The organism is Rufibacter ruber, from assembly GCF_014138425.1.
Classification (GTDB): Bacteria; Bacteroidota; Bacteroidia; order Cytophagales; family Hymenobacteraceae; genus Nibribacter; species Nibribacter ruber_C.
This window is the reverse complement of record NZ_JACJIQ010000001.1, coordinates 41,744-61,797: the sequence shown is the minus strand read 5'-3', so window position 1 is coordinate 61,797 and position 20,054 is coordinate 41,744. Positions and strand designations below refer to the sequence as shown.

Sequence of the window (20,054 nt, the reverse complement as noted above, 5' to 3'; positions counted from 1 at the left end):
CAGGTCAAAAACAGAAAATACAGATTCCCACGTCTAGGAGGGAAACTCTCCAGGTTGGGGCCTATGAAATTTCAAAGCCGTGGTTTTGGCTTGTTTTCAGGAAAATAGGCCAGAAACGCAAACTTCGCTTATGTACTTTTGAGTACGTGCTATCTGATACTTGATACCTGACACGACATCAAGACAGCATACGCTTCCAGGTGCCTTTGTGCAGGTTGTATTTGAGGGTGCTGGGCAGGGCTTTCCACCAGTAGCGGCTCATCTCTACCGCGAAGCTGGGTTGCATGTAGCAGTTGATGGTGCAGCCTTCGCAGGCGGGCAGGCGGCCTTCCAGGGCAATGAGTTGCTTGACTTCTTTGGATTTGTAGAGCTCGTAGAGGTTGCCTTCAATCGGGAATTTCTGCGCGCCCAGGTGGTAACACGGCAGCACCAACTCATTCTCCGGCGAAATCACCAAGGTGGAGCTGGCGGCTTTGCAGACAGGTTTATCAATGTGGTTGCCGCCGTCTTTGCGCAGTTGAATGAAAGCTTCGTTCAGGTACACCCACTTCTGCTTGCTGAACTTCACCAAGTAGTCCAATTCTTCCTCTGAAAGCTGGTCCCCGGTTTCTACCTGATTGTACTCAAAGGCGGGGTTCAGGAGCAGCATGAGCTTGTTGGGTACGCAGATTTCGTGGTACACGCGCTCAATCTGGTGCAGGTTGTGCTTGAAAACCGTGAACAGAATATCAGGCCGTTCGCCCAGGTTTTTGGCTATTTTGATGGACTCCAGCACAAAGTCAAAGCACGCCACCCCGCGCCCGGTATCATGTTCGTCCTTATCGGCCGAGTCAAGGGAGAAATGCAGCATGTCTACCTTGCCCTTCAGCCGCTCGGCCCACTTGGGGTACAGCATTCCGTTGGTAGTCAACGTGGTAATAAACCCGAAACTGTGCGCCAACGCCAGGAACTGGTCAATCTGCCGGTGCAGCAGCGGCTCGCCGCCCGTAAAATCCACCACGTTCACCCCCAGTTTGCGCAGGTCGCTCAGGTTCTGCCGCACGTCTTCCAGCTCAATGTACGGCGACGGCTTCTCCCAAATGTCACAGAACGAGCACTTGGCGTTGCAGCGGTACGTCACGTAGTAATTGGCCAGAACGGGGTGAGGAATTAAGCGCATAGGTTGAGAATTACGGCGGCCTTGGCACCTGCAAGGTAAACAGAACATACGGATTTCACCCGCTCCCCAGTTTTACCCCGAGGTTAACTTTCAGTAAAATCATCTCCCGGGAAGGCGAAGACCCGCTTTTCAAGTATGCCAATTCCTATTTTCGGCCTGTTTTTCTAAAAACAGCCCGAAAACAGGAATCTCATGATTCCAACGCTCTTCCAGAGTTCTACTCAACGCTCTTCAACGCTCTTCCGGAGTTCTACTCCGGAAGCAACCTGCCGGGGAGTTCTACTCCCCTTCTTTTGCCCGCGGTTCCCAGCGGAGTGGAACTCCGCAGCAGATAAGCTCGGGAGTGGAACTTCCGAACAGCAAAAGGAGCAAAAGGAGCATTAACAGAAAAATTCTCTTCAAGGCAAAGCGTTTTTACCTTCACTTCGCCAAAACAGCCCCAAACGCATCAGCAGAAAAGCCCCTCTCCGTGGGAGAGGGGTTGGGGTGAGGTCTAAAACTCCAGCACAAACCCCACACTAGGCAGAAACGTCACGTCATCCTCGTCCAAAATCAGCGGGATGGCATTGGAACCGTTGGGTTGCAGCGGCTGGCCGTCTGTAGTGGCGAAACCGGTGTTATCTGCGGTGCGCTGGAACGTGTACTGCGGCAGGCTTGGACCTTTAAACCGGAAGATGTTCTGGATATCCACGTACAGGTCAAGGGTGGTGCGTTTGTAGTTCCATTTCTTGTCTAGACGCACATCTAGCTGCTGGAAAGAGCGCAACCGGAGCGTGTTCAGGCGGTCATAGTCCAGCAGGCCGGTGCCCAGCGAGGCGTAGTTCTGTTGCGAGGCTTCCAGGTCAAACGGCGTGTAGGGCGAACCTCCGGCGAAGCGGTATTTCCCGCCCAGTTCCCAGTTCTTGCCGAACTGCCAGCCCAGCAACGCCGACACCAGGTGCCGGTTATCCCACGCCGAGGCGATGTAGTTGTCATTGTTCAGCCCCGTAAACTCGCTGCGCACTAGTGTGTAAGAAAATAAGCCGTACAGACCGCGGGTGAGTTTCTGCTGAAAAAAGAATTCGGCCCCGTAGGCGCGTCCTTTGCCTACGCTGGCCACCGCCTCGTTCCCAATCGCCCCAAACTCAATGCCCTGGTTCGCCAGCGAAACGCCGTCACGCACAGAAACCGGGTAATTGCCGTAGCGTTTGTAGAAACCTTCCACGGTGAGGCGGTTGGCAATGGTGGGCAGAAACTCCACGCCGGCCACGTAGTGCGTGGACTTGATGTAGTCGATGTTTTTATTGACGTAGGCACCGGCGGCATCTTTGTAACCCAGCACCGTGTAAATAGGCAGGCGGTAATACGTGCCCACCGAGGCGTTCAGTTTCCAGCGCTCGGCCAGCGCGTAAGACGCCGACACCCGTGGCGAGAGCGTCTCCAGCGGGTTGTTGCCATCTTTGGTGAACGAGTTCATATCAGTGCGTACGCCCAAAGACAAACTTAACTTATCTTCAAAGAAGCTCTTTGACGTTTGCCCGTACACGCCGTAGCGGAAGAAATTCAAATCGGTGTCGAAATCCAGCACCACGCGGGGCTGCACCACGGCACCATTCTGGTCCCGCACCTCCTGCCGAATCTGGCTGAAAAAATCATTCGTATAGCCCACGTACTGGCCAATGGCGCCGTACGAGAACTTCCAACTACCCACAAACTTGTTCACGTCTACCCGCAGCTTGTTCTCCTTTTCCTGCGACCGCGCCTTGAGCACCCTCCTTGATTCATCGCCGTACTGCGCGTCCTCAAAGCGGTCCAGGCGGTTCTCAAACACGTTCCGGCTGAGAGACACCTGCACAAATCCGTTCTCCAAAGAGCGCTTCAAACTCGCCCCCACCGTGTAATTCCACTGGTTGATGAGCGGGTTAGACCGCAGCGCGTATTCTTTCTCCGGTGAAGACTCTTTGGGCACCGCGAAGCTGAATTCGTCAATAGCGCCAATACCCAGCGCGGTGAGCGTGGTTTTAGAATCCAGCTGGTGCGTGACCTTGTACTGGAAATCCCAGTAATTAGGCCTGATGGGCAAGTCAATGGCCTTGAACAGCAATTGCAAATAAGAGCGGCGCGCCGAAGCCAGGAACGTGGTCTTCGGCGCGAGCGGACCTTCCAGCGTAGCGGCCAACTCGGTCGCGCTCAGGCGCACGTTGCCTTGCAGGCGGTCGGGGTTGCCGTCGCGTTGCCGGAACTGGAACACGCTGGAGAGGGCATTGTCATAGCGGGCGTCAAAGGCGCTGGTACTCAGAGTCACGTCCTCAATAAACGACACGTTCAAAATGCCCTGCGGACCGCCGCTACTGCCCTGCGTGGAAAAGTGGTTGATGACCGGAATCTCAATGCCGTCCAGGAAAAACACGTTCTCGCCGGGCCCGCCGCCCCTGATCACGATGTCGTTCCGGAAACCGGCGCCCGTACTGCCTGCCCCGGCCACACCCGGCAACGTCTGAATCACGCGCGAAATATCAAAATTCCCGCCGGGGTTGCTCTTGATTTCCTCACTGCTGAGGCTCTGCACACTCAGCGGCGTCTCCAGCGTGGCCACCCGTATGGAGCGGTCAAAGGTAATATTCACCTCGTCTAAGCGGTTCTGGCTGGGCGCGAGCTCTAAATTAAGCGTAAGGGCGTTGCCCGACGTCACGGGTATATTATACCGCGTCACCGGCTCATAGCCCAGGAAAGAAGTCTTGAGATTGTAGCTGCCCGTGGGCACGTTCTCCAGCCGGTAACGCCCCTGTGCATCTGTGGCGGCGGCCACGGTGGTGCCTTCCAACTGCACGGTGGCGCCAATCACGGGTTCCTGGGTATTCCGGTCCCGTACTACGCCCGTGATTCTCCCGGTGCTTTGGGCAAGGATCTGAACCGATGTTATAAAAAAGAAAGCAAAGAAAAACGTATAGAATTTAGCCATATGACAGTGAAGAAAGCGCTTGCTGTTTGAGGTTGCAAACTAGCAACGCTTATATTTTGTTTTACAGATATAAAGAATAAACTTCTGTTTTTGGCCTACTTTTCGTAAAACAGCCCAGAAGCGGAAACCTAAGGTTTTACCTTCAGAATGTCTACGGCATACATGTCCGGTTGTGCATCCGTTTTTGGCCTACTTTACGTAAATCAGCCCGGAAACAGAAGTATTTTATCACATATATCGTCCCCCTTTGAAGGGGGTAGGGGGATGACAAAGGCAGTTGAAGAACCGTTTGCTTCAGATAAATGAAACGGGAAAATGAGTCTCGGGAATGCGTGACTCTACAAAAGCAATCCAGCACGGGTAATCATCCCCTCCCCCCTTCAAAAGGGGACGAGAGTGCGTGGAAAGAATCCACAACTAGCAATAACCTATTAATCCGTTTCCGGCCTGTTTTTCCCAAAACAGCCCCAAAACGCAAGCGATTCACCGGTCAATGCCTTTGCTCCGGACTTCTTCATAATAATTGCACAGGTCTTGGAGTACGCACTGTTCGCATTTGGGCGCACGCCAGGTACAGATTTTCTGGCCGTGACTGAGCAGGTGGCGGTGAAAGTTATACAGCACATGGGCCTCTGGCGGCAACATCTCCAGCAGGGTCTGGTGCGCTTTGTCATGGGTCACGGTGGCCCCAATCAACCCCACCCGCTGGCTCACCCGGTGCACGTGCGTGTCTACGGGCAGTACCGGTTTCTGGAAGTTGAACAGCAGCACCAGGGTGGCCGTCTTCAGCCCCACGCCCGGCAGCGCCATGAGCCAGTCCAGCGCCTCCGGCACGTCCAGGTCCCGCAGAAACTCCAGGGAAAAATCTGGGTGCTCCCGCTCAATGAGGCGCAGGGCTTTCTGAATGTTTTCGGCCTTGGCCCCGGGAAACTTGGCGGGTGAGAGGGCGTCTGCCAGCTCCTCAAACGGGGCATTGATGACGTCTTGCCACGTGGGGAACCTCTCCAGCATCTGGAAATACGCTTTCTCCTCATTGGCGTGGGTGGTGCGGTGTGAAAGCATGGTGGAAATCAGCTCCCGCATGGGCTCCCGCCGGGGCTCGCCCGAAAGAAGGCCCAACGCCTCATTCAGACGCAGGTGCACCTGCCATGTTTTCTCCTGGGGGGACAGTTCCCGGGCGGGGTTAGTCATAGGCCAAATCTTTTGCCTTCAAACGGTCTCCTTTTTGCAAAGTTTACGTAAAAGGCAGGTGGCACAAAACTTAACGCGGTAGGTATAGCATGAAATTTACGTTTTTAGGGACTGGTGGCGCCTTTGACATTGAGTTTGGCAACTCTGCCGCCTTGGTCGAATTCAAAACCCACACCATTCTGCTGGACTGCGGGTTTACGGTGTACCCGGTTTTACGGGCCAACCAGCTGACCCGGGGTATTCAATACATCTTATTGACGCACCTGCACAATGACCACACCGGCAGCCTGGCCAACATCCTGCTGCACTGCCATTTCTTCAACACCAACTGCCGGCCCGCTATTCTGTACCCAGATGATGATTTCAGAGATGAGATCTATGAGTTTCTGCGCCTGCAGCTGCAGAAACCAGAGAAGTATGTAGATTTTGTGCCGCTTTCAGAGCTGCCCGGCATCACCGCCGTTGACACCTTTGGGCAGCATGCCGACAACCTGCAGACCTATGCCTACATCTTTGAGGAGAACGGCCAGCGTATTGCCTATTCTGGGGACATGGGCCAGCCCGAAGCCTTTTACGCGTACCTGCGCGGCATGCCCCCCAAGCCCACCACGGTTTTCCAGGACATCACCTTTGACGAGGCGAACAGCGCCCATACCTACTACAAACGCCTGATTCCGCTGGCCAACGGCTATGAGTTGTTTGGCTACCACTGCAACCCGGGCAAGAGCCCTGAAGACAATCCATTCCCGCTTGTGCAGCAGCAGCCTTCCCTTATGCTGCCGGGGCTGGTAGAGGAAACTGCACGCCTGTCATAGCCGGCCCTTGGTAAATAAAAGCGGGCATGGTCTCTCCGGGCACGGTAAAGATTTCACCGCATCTGCTATCTTGCACCAATAACAGCAGAATCGCATGAGTTTTTCCTTCGCGCCAGACCAGGAACGCACCCACTACAAGAAGAACCTTTTACTGATTGCCTACTCTCTGGTATTTGCCCTGTACTGGGCCTACACCGGCTTCAACACCCCAGACCTGAACAACTGGTGGCTGGAGAACACCCTCACGTTTACTGCCATTATTCTGCTGGTGGCGTTTTACAAACATTTCCAGTTCTCTGATTTCAGCTACACCTGCCTTTTTCTCTTTATGATGCTGCACGTGTACGGGAGCCAGTACACTTATGCCGAAAACCCCTTTGGGTACTGGGTGAAAGACGAGCTGGACCTGCAGCGCAACCATTATGACCGGCTGGTGCACTTCGGGTTTGGGTTTCTGCTGTCTTACCCCATGCACGAGGTGCTGTGGCGGGTGACCCGCATGCGGCCGCTGTTCACCTACCTTCTGCCCGTTGACTTTGCCATTAGTTTTGGGGCGGTCTATGAACTCATTGAATGGTCTGTGGCTGATATCTTCTTCCCCGCCCAGGGCATGGCGTATTTAGGAACGCAGGGCGATGTCTGGGATGCCCAGAAAGACATTGCCCTGGCTGCCTTCGGCGCAGCCCTTACCATGCTGGCCGTGGGTCTGACCAGAAAAAAGAACCCTCACCGGTAAACAACTTTCTGTTTTTGAGCTGCTTTTCTGAAAACAGGCCAAAAACAGACTGCTATCATTGCTTAGTCCGGTTTGACTTTAATGTCATTGCCTTCTATCTTCACTTTGCCTCTGGCCGTCTCTATTTTTGTCTCTTCCTGGTTGATGTTGATTTTGGTGTGACCGGAAACATATTTCACCTCACCTACGGCCTTTCTGTAATAATGCTGGCGCTTGAGCCAGTATTGCTTCACCCCTTCCAGACCCATGCTGCCGGTTAGGCGGGCGTCTCTGCGTAACGCCAGCTGCACGTCTTTGGGGCTGGGCTTGGTGTATCTCTTTTTCACCGCCACCCTGTTTACGGGCTTCACAGACTTTGTTTCTGCTGAGGAGACGGGGGCAACGCCTGCGCCGGAAGATGAGGTTTCTGCCGCTGCCTCACGTTCACCCATTCGCTCTGCCTCACCCGCCGCCCCCCTGTCTGTCTCTACCCTATCTGCTATAAGGGGCGCCGGTTGGGCAGTGTCCTGCGCCAACACCAGGGTATCTCCTTTAGAGGCCACCGGTAGCTCAGCCAGAGACTCTTTGTCTTTTACGCGCTCGCAGCCCAGCACCAGAAGGACTACTGCCATACACACTCCGCTCTGCCAGTTCTCCATAGAAATTCCCAGTTAAATAAGCCTAAAACGTACAGGACACGCAGGGGTTCACAGGTTCTTGGGCAAAAAAAGAAGGCTTGCCATTGCTGGCAAGCCTTCTTTCATTTGTACTGCGTGTACTTTATTTGATCTCACCACGCTCAGCAGCTTTTTTCAGCTCTTCGCTGGCGAAGATGGCCACTTCTACCCGGCGGTTCTGCTGACGACCGGCAGCGGTTGAGTTATCAGCCACCGGCTGGGTAGAACCGTACCCGCGGGTTTGCATACGGCTGGCCTCTACGCCCAAAGATTGTGCGTAGTTGGCCACTGCCTGCGCTCTGCGCTCAGAAAGCGGCTGGTTGATGGCGTCTGTACCCGTGTTGTCTGCGTGGCCTTCAATCAACACGTTGGTGCCCGGGTATTTTTTCAGGGTCTCAGCCAGTTTCTGGATATCAGCCCTAGAAGAAGCCTGCAATTCTGCAGAGTTGGTGGCGAACAACAAGCCGGCGTCAAATGTTACTTTGATCCCCTCGCCTACACGCTCTACCTGGGCATTTTTCATTTCACGCTCCAGCTCCTCTGCCTGCTTGTCCATACGGCGGCCAATCACCGCGCCGGTGGTACCCCCTACCGCTGCCCCAATAATGGCGCCAGCAGCAGTGTTGCCGGCCATTTTACCAATGATACCGCCTACCACGGCGCCACCACCGGCTCCAATAATGCCGCCTTTGGCGGTTTTGCTCATGCCTTTATTTTGGGTACCGGTATTGCTGGTTGATCCTGTCTGGCTAGTTTGGCAAGAAGAGAAAATCAAGCTTCCTGCTAATAAGGCGGTTAATGATCCTTTCAGAAATTTCATAGTCTTGTGTTTTGGTTAATTAAAAGTGGTTAAAAAGGGTTTGCATCGCAGTTACATACTGATTCCAGCACAAAATGTTCAGATATAGCCGCAAATCTATATTGTTATCTGTAATAATCGTGCCAAAAAAATAAAAAGTGCGGGCCCTCCATTTCTTTTCTCTGGAGAGCCCGCACCCGGGGTAAATCAAAACGTAAAATTAGGCCAGACCGGCTTTGGCGGCAGGTGTGTTCTGCTCCTGCCCGGCCGCTGGGGCCAGCATAGAAATAAGGTTGGTAAGACGGTCTTTCAGTTCTTTGCGGTGCACAATAAAGTCTAAGAACCCGTGCTCCAGCACAAACTCGGCGCTCTGGAAGCCTTTGGGCAAGTCCTTGCCAATGGTCTCCTTGATCACGCGCGGGCCGGCAAACCCAATGAGCGCACCGGGCTCAGAGATATTGAAATCGCCCAGCATGGCGTAAGAGGCGGTCACCCCCCCGGTGGTGGGGTCTGTGAGCAGGGAGATATACGGGATTTTCTCTTCAGCCAGCAGGGCAAGTTTGGCAGAGGTTTTGGCCATCTGCATGAGCGAGAAACCAGCCTCCATCATACGTGCGCCCCCTGATTTGGAGATCATGAGGAACGGTATTCTGTGGGCGCGGCTGTAGTCAATGGCACGGGCAATCTTCTCACCCACCACTGAGCCCATAGAGCCGCCAATGAAGTTGAAGTCCATACACGCCACCACCAGGTCAAGGCCGTTGATCTTGCCATGGGCAGAGCGCAGGGCGTCTTTCAGTTGGGTTTTGCGCTGGGTTTCCCTAATGCGGTCTGGGTACGCTTTGGTGTCTACAAAGTTGAGCGGGTCAGATGAACTCATGTTCTCATCCATCTCTTTGAACTCGTTCCCGTCAAACAGGATTTCAAAATACTCATGCGAGTTCACCCGGTCATGAAAGCTGCAGCTGGGGCAGGTATACAGGTTCTGGCGGTGCTCCGCCTTGCTGATAACCGTTTTACAGCAGGTACATTTATGCCATAACCCGTCTGGGGTTTCCTTCTTTTGCTCCGTAGGGGTAACAATTCCTTTTTCTACTCTTCTAAACCAAGACATACTGTATTCTTTTTCAACCATGAGGCCTTCTGGGGATGAAACCACGTGCGGTTCATAAACAAGCTTGCAAAGATAAAAAAGAAAAGATAGCTCCCTAACGCCCGTACGAAGAATCAACGGCTCCTTCTCTTTTCTAGTGGGTGTACCCGTTCTTTCTGTAAAAGTTTAGCATTTGCCCTGTACCAGGAAGATTCCCCCGCTCCTTTCCGCCTTGCCCCACTCTTGCCCATCGTACATCTTCTAACGCAGCAGCAACGGTGGCCGCGTAAACTCTTAACGCGGGCCCAGGTAATGAATTGGGCAGCTGCGCAGCCGAAGGGCAAAGCAAGGGTCTCCCCTCCCTCAACTGCTAGATACAACTACCACCCTGCGTGTTGGGGAATTACGCGCCACCTTATTCCCCATAATTAGAATAATTCAATAACCCCTGAATTAATGCGCAATACTCCTTTCAATACCAAATATTAACCCACCCTTAAAAGAGGCTTTCCCCTGATTTCAAACCCAAATAAACTGCTTTTTATACCTTTATAAATCAGCAAGTTGTAACATAAATTATGTAATTTTGGCATCTATGGTATAATTATTCTTTATTTGCAGGCGTTACCATTGCAGGTCTTTGTCACCGGTGAGTGCAGGTAATTCGCCTGAATTCCTTTAAACAACAAACCCTTTATACTTAACTACCACTATGATCAAAACACGTTTCGCCTCTTCCGCCCTAGCCTTAGTATTGGGAGTCTCTGTACTGGGTTCTTGTGTCTCTTCAAAGAAATACAAAGAGCTGGAAGCAAGCAAAAACGCGCTGGAGCAAGAAAAAGCTGCCGCCCAGCGTAGCCTAGAGCAAGCCAACGCTGACTTGCGCGACCGCGATGCAAAACTGGCGCAGTACCAACAGCAGATTGCCCAGAAAGAAAGAATCCTGAACGAACTGAAAGCCTCTGTCAACAGCGCCCTGGCCGGTTTTCAGGAGCAGGGCCTGACCGTGAACATTAAAGACGGAAAAGTATATGTGACCATGCCGGAGAAACTGCTGTTTGCCACCGGTAGCACCAAAGTGAACCCTATTGGGCAATCTGCCCTGGGCAAACTGGCCAACGCTATCAAATCACAGCGTGATACCGAAATCATGGTAGAGGGCCACACAGATGACGTAGCCGTAGCCGCTGACAATGTAACCTACAAAGACAACTGGGACCTGAGCGTGCTGCGTGCCACTGAGGTAACCCGCCTGTTGATCAACAACGGGGTGCCGCCGCAGATGGTGGTTCCCGCCGGCCGCGGCCAGTTCACCCCGGTAGCCATGACCCGCACCCCGGAGGCCCGTCAGAGCAACCGCCGTACAGAGATCATCCTGGCGCCTAACTTTGAGAAAATCCTGCAGTTGCTCCAGAACAACTAATTCTGCTGGGGGCAACCCGCAACAGAACCTGTCCTTTCACAGAAGCCGAGACTCCTCTCGGCTTCTGCTGTTTTAGGGCTGTTTTCAGAAAAACAGCCCTAAAACAGCAGACTGGCCTTGCGTAAGGAACCAGTACAATTATCTTTGCATACCTACCAATACTACACCCGGAAGTACGGCTGCAGGTGCTTGTGTAGAACGCCAACACCTGCCCACACCCATAAATCTATACCCATTCAAACAAAGTTCTGTCATGTTAAAGAAACCCTTGCTGCAGTATGCGAGTGTGGTGCTCCTCACCACCGGCCTCCTGGGCTCCTGCACCACCACCAAGAAATACAATGCCCTGCTGGCCCAGAAGGTACGCCTGGAAAAAGAAAAGGCAGACTGCCAGAGCAACCTTTCCAAATCAAACAAAGAACGCACCGACCTCAGCAAACAGGTGGCCGACCTGACCGAGTACCGCTCCCAGCTGGCGGCAGACACGGCGTTACTGGGCAGCACCCTGCGCAAAACCCAGAACCTCTACGGCGACCTCAGCAACACGTATGACAAGCTCATCAAGAACCATGACAAACTCATGGCAAACAGTGCGCTGGAGTCATCTAAGCTTTCTAAAGACCTGGCCCGCCGAGATGATGAGTTGAAAAAGCTCAGCGAGTCTCTCACCAAGAACCGCTCCCAGCTAGACCAGCTGAGCGCAGATCTCAAAGCCCGTGAAGAGCGCCTCAATGAGCTGGAGCGTATTCTGGCAGAAAAAGACAAAGCCGTGAACGCCCTTCGGGCGAAGGTGAGCAACGCCCTGTTGGGCTTCAACAGCAAAGACCTGAGCGTAGACGTGCGCAACGGCAAAGTGTATGTATCTCTGTCTGAGCAGCTGCTGTTCAAGTCTGGCAGCACCAAGGTAGACGCCAAAGGCCAGGATGCGCTGCGTAAACTGGCCGTTGCCCTCAAAGACCAGGAAGACGTGAACGTGGTGGTAGAAGGCCACACAGATGACGTGCCCATTGCGCGCGGCACCGCCGGCCTGCAAGACAACTGGGATTTGAGCGTTTTGCGCGCCACTGAGATTACCCGCATCTTAACCAATGCCGGCCTGGGCCGAACCAAAATCACCCCTTCCGGCCGCGCCGACAACGTGCCGTTAGATCCCGCCAAAACCGCTGAGGCCCGCCAGAAAAACCGCCGCACTGAGATCATTCTCACGCCTAAGCTAGATGAGCTGTTCCAGATTCTGGAGGCCAACTAAGACACTGCCAGCAGAAACAGCAGCTTCTTACCTGAGCGCCTAATGTTGCTGTTTTGGGCTTGTTTTCAGGAAAACACGTAAAAAACGCCGGCTCTCCCAGCCGGCGTTTTTCAAACCCCAACCACTATACCACCATGAGCAAAGTAATTATTAAAAGTTATGCTGATCTGCAGGCGTATGAAGGCCAGGAGATTGGCGTTTCAGAGTACCACACCATCACGCAGGAGCAGATCAGCCTGTTTGCAGACGCCACCCTGGACCACCAGTGGATTCACCTGGACGCAGAGCGGGCCCAGACCGAATCGCCGTTTGGGAATACCATTGCCCACGGCTACCTCACGGTTTCTTTGTTGCCGTACCTCTGGGGCCAGATCATTAGCATTGAGAACCTCAAGATGCAGGTGAACTATGAGATAGAGAGCCTTCGGTTCAACCAGGCCGTGGTGGTGAACAGTGATGTGCGCCTGCGGGTGAAACTACTGAGCGCCAAAGACCTGCGCGGCGTGATCAAAGCCCAGCTGGAAGTAACCATGGAAATCAAAGACAGCCGCAAGCCCGCCTTTACCGGGGTCATCACCTTCCTGTACCACTTCAACGGGTAATCAAATTATATTCTATCCTACAGGAAACCCGAAGATGGTATAGCATCTCCGGGTTTCCTGTTTTTGGCCTGTTTTTATGAAAACAGGCCAAAAACGCACTTACTAAATTCCCGCTATCAAGCTTTCAGAGCAATTTTAACCGTTGATTTCCTCAGCCATGCAACTTTTTTTTGCCCGTCCCGAATAATCCCCTTAGCTTTGCCCCGTACAACTCCCTAACCGTCTACCATTTAGGCACAGGAGGACTAGCCATGTTAGCGCTACACCACATATCGCCCCTTTCGCTTCTTGCTTAGAAAAGCAAGGCATCTCCTTATTATCCATTTTCTCTGGTGAACCGGAAGCCGTGAAGGCTATTGCTTTGCTGTACCCTTGTCTCAATTAGAATTTTCTAAGTCAAAAGCGTCTTCTCTACCCCACCGTTTCAGGTTTTTGACTTTTATTCAGGTGGGTCGGCTCCTTCCTTTCCCCAGAATTTCTAGCTGTGGTTTGCCCAGATAAGCAGCCGTTCCCTCTGTAGCCATGAATGCTATTGCCTGACAGACGGCCACACCCGGTAGTACTCTGCTTTGCGTTTTGGAGCTGTTTTCAGAAAAACAGGCCAGAAACGCACCTAATGCTCTGCCTGTTGCCGGGCACCTGTTTTTCACCTTTAAATTTTTACCCCTATGATGGTCTCCTATTATCCTTCCACTGGCCAGATTTCAGAAATCGGTCAGCTTTTACCAGAGCAGTACCAAAGAGATGCTGCTCCCTTTAAAAAGTTGAAGCATAAAAGAATAGAAAGAAGCCCATGGGCAAACAATCAATTAGATCAAAAGACCTGAGTAAGATCGGGTACCGAAGTGATGTGGCGCGCGGCCTGGCCATGAATTTGGCGGCCCGTCATTTCAAACATTCCTCCAAAGAAGAAGTGCTGGCGCTGCTGCAGGAGGTACTGCAGCAGCCGGAAACGTTTTTAGAGCATCTGGCCCTGGCCCCGCTGGCGCTAAAGCTGTGCCCGCCAAAAGAGAGTAAAGCCTTTGAGGTGCATGGCCTTCGGCCGAAGGCCGGGTTTACCAAAGTGTATGGCGGCCATGAAATAGAAGGTAGCACCAAAAAACAGATGGAGCTGGCCATGCGGCTTCCGGTGGCGGTGCAGGGCGCGCTCATGCCAGACGCGCACGCGGGCTTCGGGCTGCCCATTGGCGGCGTGCTGGCCGTTGACAAGGCGGTGGTGCCGTACGCGGTGGGCGTAGACATTGGCTGTAGAATGGCCTTGTCAGTGTTTGACCTGCCAGAGAAATACCTGCTCACGCACACGTACCAGCTCAAGCAGGCCCTGAAGGAATTCACCCACTTTGGGATAACCGGGGGGCTGGAATTTATGCAGGAACACGAGGTGCTGGACAGCCCAGATTTCCAATTAACGCCTCTGCTCAGGAAACTACACGGCAAAGCGGTGAAGCAACTGGGCTCCTCAGGCAGCGGAAACCACTTTGTAGAGTTCGGGTTGCTGGAGCTGTACGGGCAGAACCAACTGGGGCTCCCGGCGGGGAATTACCTGGCGCTGCTATCGCACTCCAGCTCACGCGGCATGGGTGCGGCGGTGGCCAAACACTACACCCAGCTGGCCCTGGAAGTCTGCAAGCTGCCCAGAGAGGCGCAGGCACTGGCGTGGCTATCCCTGGACTCTGAGGCGGGGCAGGAATACTGGCTCAGCATGAACCTGGCCGGAGACTACGCCCGCGCCTGCCATGACCGCATTCACCTGAACCTGGCAAAAGCGCTGGGTGAGAAACCGGTGGCCAAGGTGGAGAACCACCACAACTTCGCGTGGCAAGACACGCTGCCAGACGGGCGCGGGGTTATCATTCACCGCAAAGGCGCCACGCCCGCGCATACCGGGGAGCTGGGCATTATTCCTGGCAGCATGACCACAGCGGGCTATCTGGTGAGCGGCAAAGGCTGCGCCGATTCTTTGTTCTCAGCTTCGCACGGGGCCGGCAGGAGACTTTCCCGGGGCCGCGCCAAGCAAAGCTTCACCATGTCTGACCTGAAGAAAACGCTCTCTGCCGCCGGAGTCACCCTTTTGGGCGGCAGCCCTGAAGAGCACACGCTGGCCTACAAAGACATTGAGGCGGTGATGCAGGCGCAGAAGCAACTGGTAGAGGTGCACGGCAGGTTTTTGCCCAAGGTAGTTCGCATGAACAAAGAATAGCCATGCAGGAACAAATCATCCAGATTACCTCGGGCCAAGGGCCAGAGGAATGTGAACGGGTAGTGGCCAAGGTGCAGGAACTGTTTTTGAAAGAAGCCCGCGCCCAACAGTTGCACGCAGAGGTGCTGGAGTCAGTATTGGGTCATTTGCCCGGCACGCTCCTGTCTACCCTTATTTTGGTGAGCGGCACCCAAGTCTCCAGTTTTCTGGCCAGGTGGGTGGGAACGGTGCAGTGGGTGGCGCAAAGCCCCTTCCGGAGGTACCACAAGCGCAAAAACTGGTTTGTGGGCGTGCAGGCGGTGAATGCCCTGCAGGCATTGGCCTGGAACGAGCAGGACGTGGTATATGAAAGCATGCGGGCCAGTGGTCCCGGCGGCCAGCACGTGAATAAGACAGAGTCGGCGGTGCGGGCCCGGCACGTGCCGTCTGGCGTGACGGTGGTTGCCTCAGAGCGGCGGTCGCAGCACCAGAACAAGGCCGAAGCGCGGCAGCGGCTGCAGGAGAAACTACGCGCCTGGCAGGTACAACAAGCCGCCCAGCTGGCCAAAGAGCAATGGCAGCAGCACCAGGCTTTGGCCAGGGGCAACGCCGTGCGAACCTTTACTGCCCGCTTATAACCCTAGGGCAGCAGCGGGAATCTGCCAGCGGTTCCCCTGCTGCCTTTTCACTTTGGGCGCGCCAGTTATTCTTCCCTAATGCCCCTGGTGCTATGACTTTGCACTACTGTTGCTGTTTTTGGCCTGTTTTTGTGAAAACAGGCCAAAAACAGGTTTTCCCTGCCCAGACCAACCTCTGCCCGCGGTAGAGAGTATGTACATTAAAACCAATTCATGACCATGAGCCAATTATTCAGCCCGCTCCAGATAAAAGACGTCACCTTTAAAAACAGAATTGCCGTTTCGCCCATGTGCCAGTACTCCAGCCAGGACGGTTTTGCCAATGACTGGCATCTGGTGCACCTGGGCAGCAAGGCCGTGGGCGGGGCTGGTTTAATTCTACTGGAGGCTACCGGGGTTTCGCCTGAGGCGCGCATCACCCCAGACGATCTGGGGATCTGGAAAGAAGATCACCTGCCGGAACTCAAACGCATTGTCTCTTTTCTGAAAAGCCAGGGGGCCGTGCCCGGCATCCAGCTGGCCCACGCCGGCCGTAAAGCCAGCCACCGTTCCCCGTGGAAAGGCGGCACCGCCCTGCATCCCGGGGAGGAAGGTGCCTGGACCACGGTAGCCCCCAGCGCCCTGGCGTTTCAGGAAGGCGGCATCACGCCCCAGGCCTTAGACGAGGCAGGAATTCAAAAAGTGAAAGATGATTTCAGGGCCGCCGCCGCGCGCTCTTTAGAGGCCGGTTTTCAGGTGGTGGAGATTCACGCCGCCCACGGCTACCTGCTGCACCAGTTCTACTCCCCGCTCAGCAACCACCGCACAGACCAGTACGGCGGCTCCTTTGACAACCGCATCAGGCTGCTGCTGGAGGTAGTGCAAAGCGTGCAGGAAGTATGGCCGCCGCATCTTCCGCTGCTGGTGCGCCTCTCAGCCACTGACTGGACCCAAGGCGGCTGGACCGTAGGAGATTCTGTGGAACTGGTCAGGCGCCTGAAGGCCCAGGGGGTAGACCTGATTGACACCTCCACCGGCGGGAATGTGCCCACCGCCCAGATTCCGGCCGGGCCGAATTACCAGGTGCCCTTTGCCGAGCAGATCAGGAAAGAAGCCCATATCTTAACCGGCGCCGTGGGCATCATCACCCAGCCCGGGCAGGCCGAGGAAATCATTGCTTCGGGCAAAGCCGATCTGGTGCTCATTGCCCGGGAGTTCCTGCGTGACCCGCACTTTCCGCTGCACGCCGCCAAGGCTCTGGGCGTAGACGTGGCCTGGCCGGTGCAGTATGAGCGGGCCAAACGGTAAGACTCTCTTTCTGTTTTGGGGCTGTTTTCTCAAAAACAAGCCAAAAACGCCAGCTGCACTAGCTGGCGTTTTTGTTTTAGAGGAAGGAGGTTTCACGTGCTTGCCCCGCAACAAAGGCCACTGCATTTACTGTGCCGAAAATCTGCAGTGCGTGGCAGAAGCAAGGCGGTAGCTGCTCTTTACACCAGTTTCTGTTTTCGGCCTGTTTTTGTGAAAACAGGCCGAAAACAGAAAAGGCACATTGGTGTTATCGCGGTTATGAGACAGCTTCTAGAATTTGAGCATAAAATCAGTGAGATTATCTGCCCGGTCAAGGTTCAGGCGTTTGCGCAGACGGTAGCGGCTAATCTCTACCCCGCGCACTGAGATGTTCAGCAGCTGGGCAATGTCTTTGGTTGTGAGGTTAAGCCGAAGATAAGTACTGAGTTTAATTTCCTGCGGCGTGAGGCTGGGGAACTGGTCCTGCAGGCGGTGAATGAAATCACCGTGCACATGGTTAAAATGCACTTCAAACTGTTTCCAGTCTACCTCACTGATAATGTTCTGGTCAATGCTCCTGATGATCTTTTTCAGCTCCTCCTGCGGCGCGGCAGACCCTCCGTTTTTGAGCATGCTCTGCAGCTCCAGCTTCACGCTGTTGAGCAACTCGTTCTTGTTGATCAGGTGCAACGTTGAATAGGTGAGCTCCCGGTTTTTATGGTCTATCTCGGCCTGTAGCTTCTCATCACGCAGACGGTCAATTTCCTGTTCACTTTGGTTTGTGATTTCCCTGATCTCCATTTCCTTTTGCCCCAACTTGCGCTCCTTGTCCAGAATCAACCGCCGCTTCTCTTTCTTAAACCTTCTGTCTACCTGAAAGAATACTGACCCCACCACCACTACTCCCAACAAAGTATAAATGGTAAAAGCGAAGGGGCTACGGTAGAAGGGAGGCTTGACGGTAAACTTGAAAGGCTTCGCCTCACTCACCGTATCATACATGTTCTTAGCCCTTACTCTAAAGATATAGGTGCCCTCTGGCAGGTTGGTGTACTCTTTTTCGGTTTTGTTGGTCCACCCGGACCAGCCTGTATCAAAGTTTTCCAGATAATACTGGTACTGGGTTTTCTCAAATTGTTCAAAATAAGAGGCAGCGTACACAAACCTGAGTGAGTTCAACGCAAACGGAAGCTCAGTATCAGTGGCCATGTCTAACTTTCTGCCTGTCAGCAACAGAGAGTCTTCCTCAGCAGAGGTACTTATCACATGTGCCAGGCGGGTATAATACGGGGCTAAACGTTTAGTTTTGGCAGCGTTGTAATGAATAAACCCGTCTTTGGCTCCAAATATTACATTGTTGAGGTCAAGAACTTGTATGTAGCTCAGGTCATCATTCAGTTGCTCTTTAATATTTTTAAAGAGCTTATCTTCAATACTTGGTTTCCCAAATTTGTCAAAAGTTATTTTACCTACCCTTTCATTAGATATGAAATAGATACTGCCATGAATATCCTGCTCCATCTCCACTACATGTTCCTCTGGGCCGAACAAAGCAGAATAAGCTTTATCTAGTTCAAACTTATTCTTTGCCTTGTTGAACCTGTATATCCCGCGCAGGGCTGGAAAAATCAACTCGTTGTTAATTTCTTCCATATTGATGAGTTGATCTGAGGGGAAACCGCTCTTAGAGTTATAGAATTGCACCGAGGAGATCTTCTGCAGGTCTGCATCAAATTTGATACGGAAAAGTCCTTTATAGCCGTGTGCCATCCACAGCTCCCCGTCTTTGTCAAACTCCAAGACACGTGAAGACTCCTCCAGCCCTTTAAACTGCTGCAAAAACTGTAACCCTTCTGGCGAAGAAGATAATAAGTTGATTCCAACGTAAGACCCAAAGATGAGCTTGTCTGGTTGATTGGGGACCGCTACAAAATCCCAGGCCCCGCCTTGCGGATAGATCAACCTGGCTATGTTATTCTGGATCACAAACGGCCCATTATGGTGGGCCATGAGCACTTGCCCGTTTATTTGGTTTAAATGGTAAACCTGGCCTGTACTGTTAGGTATAGGTTTGAAACTCTTTTTAGGTGTATTGAGATCTGAGACATACAAGCCACTGTTAGTACCCAGAAACAGCTGATTCCCTTGCTGCAAGGCGGCATACCCCGTTCCAGAGAGCCCTAAGGTTCTATCTAGTCTGCTAAAGGGAGAACTCAGCTCTACCATTGACAACCCGTTGTTCAATCCCAGCCAAACGTTGTCCTGGGTGTCCTGGTAAAGGGTGTGGATTGTATTATCAAGCAGACCATCCCGTACAGAGGAAGTGAGAATGACCTTGCCCCGGTTGTCCATTATAATCAACCCTTTGTTTTGCGTACCCAAAGCAACGTTGCCGTCTCTAAGAAGAATGGCCTGGTTGATGATCATGTCTTGAAAGAACTCTTCATCTTCTACCGCAAAAGGGCGCACCTGCTGCCCATCATAGAGATATATACCTTGCCTAATGGTCAGAATCAGCAGGTGATTCTTATCAAAGGGCAAGACAGAGGCAATTTTCTTCTGAGCAAAAAAATCACCTCCGGGCAAAAGCTTCAGCTTGTTATTTTCTAATTGATAGAGGCCTTTCCCCCAGGCCTGTGTATAAATGTTTTTATTTACCTGAAAAGAAAACTCCTGCGGCAGCCTTGTACTGATTACCTGCACAGGCTTACCTGGGGTGTATTGGTAGATATACTTGACCGTAAAAAAATAGATATGGCCAGCCTGCTCATAGATGCGCCATACCTCATCAAAATTGCGGTAGTTGCCCGGGAGGCTGTCAGCCAACGAATGGTAGCTAAGCTCCCCCGCCTTATTGGGCATAAAATATCCAAAATCGCCCTGGCTGCCTATATAGACCCGCCCTTCACGCCCTACATGTACAGACCTAACCTTAGTACCAGTTTTCACAGGATACAGATGCCAGGTTGCCCCGTCAAATTCAAGTAGCCCAAAGTTGTTGGCAACGTAGAGAATCTCTCTATCATCCTGCACAATTCCCCAACTCTGGATTCCTCCTTTGAACTCTTCCGGCTTAAAGTTTCTGATCACGGGGTTACCAAAGAAGTAGTGCTGCGCTTGAAGCGTAGTAGTGCAAAGCAGGCAACAGAGGGCTAAAACAGAGTAATAAAATTGTCTCTTCACTACCATCTTAAATATGACATTGCTATTTTCTATCTTAAATGTAGTGACGTATTTGATAAAAAGTGATTTTAAAGATAATTTTTTATAAAAACATCATTTAAAGCCTACCAGACGCTCTTTCACT

15 protein-coding genes are annotated in these 20,054 nt (G+C 52.9%); 8 read left to right on the top strand and 7 right to left on the bottom strand.

What is annotated here, in order from left to right; all coding sequences use genetic code 11:
- Nucleotides 1–178 precede the first annotated feature (178 nt).
- The 3 genes from FHS90_RS00240 to FHS90_RS00230 form a co-directional block, all read right to left on the bottom strand.
- Nucleotides 179–1,159, bottom strand: a complete 981-nt coding sequence (locus FHS90_RS00240) for a radical SAM protein (protein WP_182511138.1) — start codon at nucleotides 1,157–1,159, stop codon at nucleotides 179–181.
- A 493-nt stretch (nucleotides 1,160–1,652) separates the two neighbouring features.
- Nucleotides 1,653–4,100: a TonB-dependent receptor gene (locus FHS90_RS00235; protein ID WP_182511137.1), complete on the bottom strand. Its 2,448-nt coding sequence runs from the start codon at nucleotides 4,098–4,100 to the stop codon at nucleotides 1,653–1,655.
- Nucleotides 4,101–4,583: 483 nt separating this feature from the next.
- Nucleotides 4,584–5,291, bottom strand: coding sequence for an endonuclease III domain-containing protein (locus FHS90_RS00230; protein ID WP_182511136.1), 708 nt, complete (start codon nucleotides 5,289–5,291; stop codon nucleotides 4,584–4,586).
- Between the two features lie 89 nt (nucleotides 5,292–5,380).
- Between FHS90_RS00230 and FHS90_RS00225 the strand changes: the two genes are divergently transcribed.
- Both FHS90_RS00225 and FHS90_RS00220 read left to right on the top strand, forming a co-directional pair.
- A complete protein-coding gene (locus tag FHS90_RS00225; protein WP_066838342.1) occupies nucleotides 5,381–6,106 on the top strand; it encodes an MBL fold metallo-hydrolase in 726 nt (241 codons plus the stop codon).
- A 94-nt stretch (nucleotides 6,107–6,200) separates the two neighbouring features.
- Complete coding sequence (locus FHS90_RS00220; RefSeq protein ID WP_182511135.1) at nucleotides 6,201–6,842, top strand: DUF2238 domain-containing protein; 642 nt, start codon at nucleotides 6,201–6,203, stop codon at nucleotides 6,840–6,842.
- Between the two features lie 62 nt (nucleotides 6,843–6,904).
- On the opposite strand, the gene FHS90_RS00215 is transcribed toward FHS90_RS00220, so the two are convergent.
- From FHS90_RS00215 to accD, 3 genes are all read right to left on the bottom strand, one after another.
- Nucleotides 6,905–7,453, bottom strand: a complete 549-nt coding sequence (locus tag FHS90_RS00215) for a hypothetical protein (protein ID WP_182511134.1) — start codon at nucleotides 7,451–7,453, stop codon at nucleotides 6,905–6,907.
- A gap of 148 nt (nucleotides 7,454–7,601) precedes the next feature.
- Nucleotides 7,602–8,318, bottom strand: coding sequence for a YiaD family glycine zipper/OmpA-like lipoprotein (locus FHS90_RS00210; protein ID WP_066838336.1), 717 nt, complete (start codon nucleotides 8,316–8,318; stop codon nucleotides 7,602–7,604).
- A gap of 199 nt (nucleotides 8,319–8,517) precedes the next feature.
- On the bottom strand, nucleotides 8,518–9,411 hold the full coding sequence (gene accD, locus FHS90_RS00205) for an acetyl-CoA carboxylase, carboxyltransferase subunit beta (protein WP_066838395.1): 894 nt from the start codon (nucleotides 9,409–9,411) through the stop codon (nucleotides 8,518–8,520).
- A gap of 691 nt (nucleotides 9,412–10,102) precedes the next feature.
- On the opposite strand from accD, the gene FHS90_RS00200 reads away from it, so the two are divergent.
- From FHS90_RS00200 to FHS90_RS00175, 6 genes are all read left to right on the top strand, one after another.
- On the top strand, nucleotides 10,103–10,813 hold the full coding sequence (locus FHS90_RS00200) for an OmpA/MotB family protein (protein WP_153042833.1): 711 nt from the start codon (nucleotides 10,103–10,105) through the stop codon (nucleotides 10,811–10,813).
- 253 nt (nucleotides 10,814–11,066) lie between these two features.
- Entirely contained in the window at nucleotides 11,067–12,062 is a 996-nt protein-coding gene (locus FHS90_RS00195; RefSeq protein ID WP_066838334.1) for an OmpA family protein, read from the top strand.
- A gap of 134 nt (nucleotides 12,063–12,196) precedes the next feature.
- On the top strand, nucleotides 12,197–12,664 hold the full coding sequence (locus FHS90_RS00190; protein WP_182511133.1) for a MaoC family dehydratase: 468 nt from the start codon (nucleotides 12,197–12,199) through the stop codon (nucleotides 12,662–12,664).
- A gap of 793 nt (nucleotides 12,665–13,457) precedes the next feature.
- A complete protein-coding gene (locus tag FHS90_RS00185; RefSeq protein ID WP_182511132.1) occupies nucleotides 13,458–14,864 on the top strand; it encodes an RtcB family protein in 1,407 nt (468 codons plus the stop codon).
- 2 nt (nucleotides 14,865–14,866) lie between these two features.
- Entirely contained in the window at nucleotides 14,867–15,481 is a 615-nt protein-coding gene (gene prfH, locus FHS90_RS00180) for a peptide chain release factor H (protein ID WP_182511131.1), read from the top strand.
- 219 nt (nucleotides 15,482–15,700) lie between these two features.
- Nucleotides 15,701–16,768, top strand: coding sequence for an NADH:flavin oxidoreductase/NADH oxidase (locus tag FHS90_RS00175; RefSeq protein WP_182511130.1), 1,068 nt, complete (start codon nucleotides 15,701–15,703; stop codon nucleotides 16,766–16,768).
- Nucleotides 16,769–17,038: 270 nt separating this feature from the next.
- Here the strand turns inward: FHS90_RS00175 and FHS90_RS00170 are convergent, their stop codons facing one another.
- The gene (locus FHS90_RS00170; RefSeq protein ID WP_182511129.1) at nucleotides 17,039–19,837 is read right to left on the bottom strand and encodes a triple tyrosine motif-containing protein; all 2,799 of its coding nucleotides are present in this window, start codon (nucleotides 19,835–19,837) and stop codon (nucleotides 17,039–17,041) included.
- Nucleotides 19,838–20,054: the final 217 nt, after the last annotated feature.

What these genes read in the sequence shown, in the direction of transcription:
- FHS90_RS00235 (WP_182511137.1), bottom strand. Translation starts at nt 4,100, where the DNA reads ATGGCTAAATTCTATACGTTTTTCTTTGCTTTCTTTTTTATAACATCG.
- FHS90_RS00240 (WP_182511138.1), bottom strand. Translation starts at nt 1,159, where the DNA reads ATGCGCTTAATTCCTCACCCCGTTCTGGCCAATTACTACGTGACGTAC.
- FHS90_RS00210 (WP_066838336.1), bottom strand. Translation starts at nt 8,318, where the DNA reads ATGAAATTTCTGAAAGGATCATTAACCGCCTTATTAGCAGGAAGCTTG.
- FHS90_RS00195 (WP_066838334.1), top strand. Translation starts at nt 11,067, where the DNA reads ATGTTAAAGAAACCCTTGCTGCAGTATGCGAGTGTGGTGCTCCTCACC.
- FHS90_RS00200 (WP_153042833.1), top strand. Translation starts at nt 10,103, where the DNA reads ATGATCAAAACACGTTTCGCCTCTTCCGCCCTAGCCTTAGTATTGGGA.
- FHS90_RS00220 (WP_182511135.1), top strand. Translation starts at nt 6,201, where the DNA reads ATGAGTTTTTCCTTCGCGCCAGACCAGGAACGCACCCACTACAAGAAG.
- FHS90_RS00225 (WP_066838342.1), top strand. Translation starts at nt 5,381, where the DNA reads ATGAAATTTACGTTTTTAGGGACTGGTGGCGCCTTTGACATTGAGTTT.
- FHS90_RS00175 (WP_182511130.1), top strand. Translation starts at nt 15,701, where the DNA reads ATGAGCCAATTATTCAGCCCGCTCCAGATAAAAGACGTCACCTTTAAA.
- FHS90_RS00190 (WP_182511133.1), top strand. Translation starts at nt 12,197, where the DNA reads ATGAGCAAAGTAATTATTAAAAGTTATGCTGATCTGCAGGCGTATGAA.
- FHS90_RS00215 (WP_182511134.1), bottom strand. Translation starts at nt 7,453, where the DNA reads ATGGCAGTAGTCCTTCTGGTGCTGGGCTGCGAGCGCGTAAAAGACAAA.
- accD (WP_066838395.1), bottom strand. Translation starts at nt 9,411, where the DNA reads ATGTCTTGGTTTAGAAGAGTAGAAAAAGGAATTGTTACCCCTACGGAG.
- FHS90_RS00230 (WP_182511136.1), bottom strand. Translation starts at nt 5,291, where the DNA reads ATGACTAACCCCGCCCGGGAACTGTCCCCCCAGGAGAAAACATGGCAG.
- FHS90_RS00185 (WP_182511132.1), top strand. Translation starts at nt 13,458, where the DNA reads ATGGGCAAACAATCAATTAGATCAAAAGACCTGAGTAAGATCGGGTAC.
- prfH (WP_182511131.1), top strand. Translation starts at nt 14,867, where the DNA reads ATGCAGGAACAAATCATCCAGATTACCTCGGGCCAAGGGCCAGAGGAA.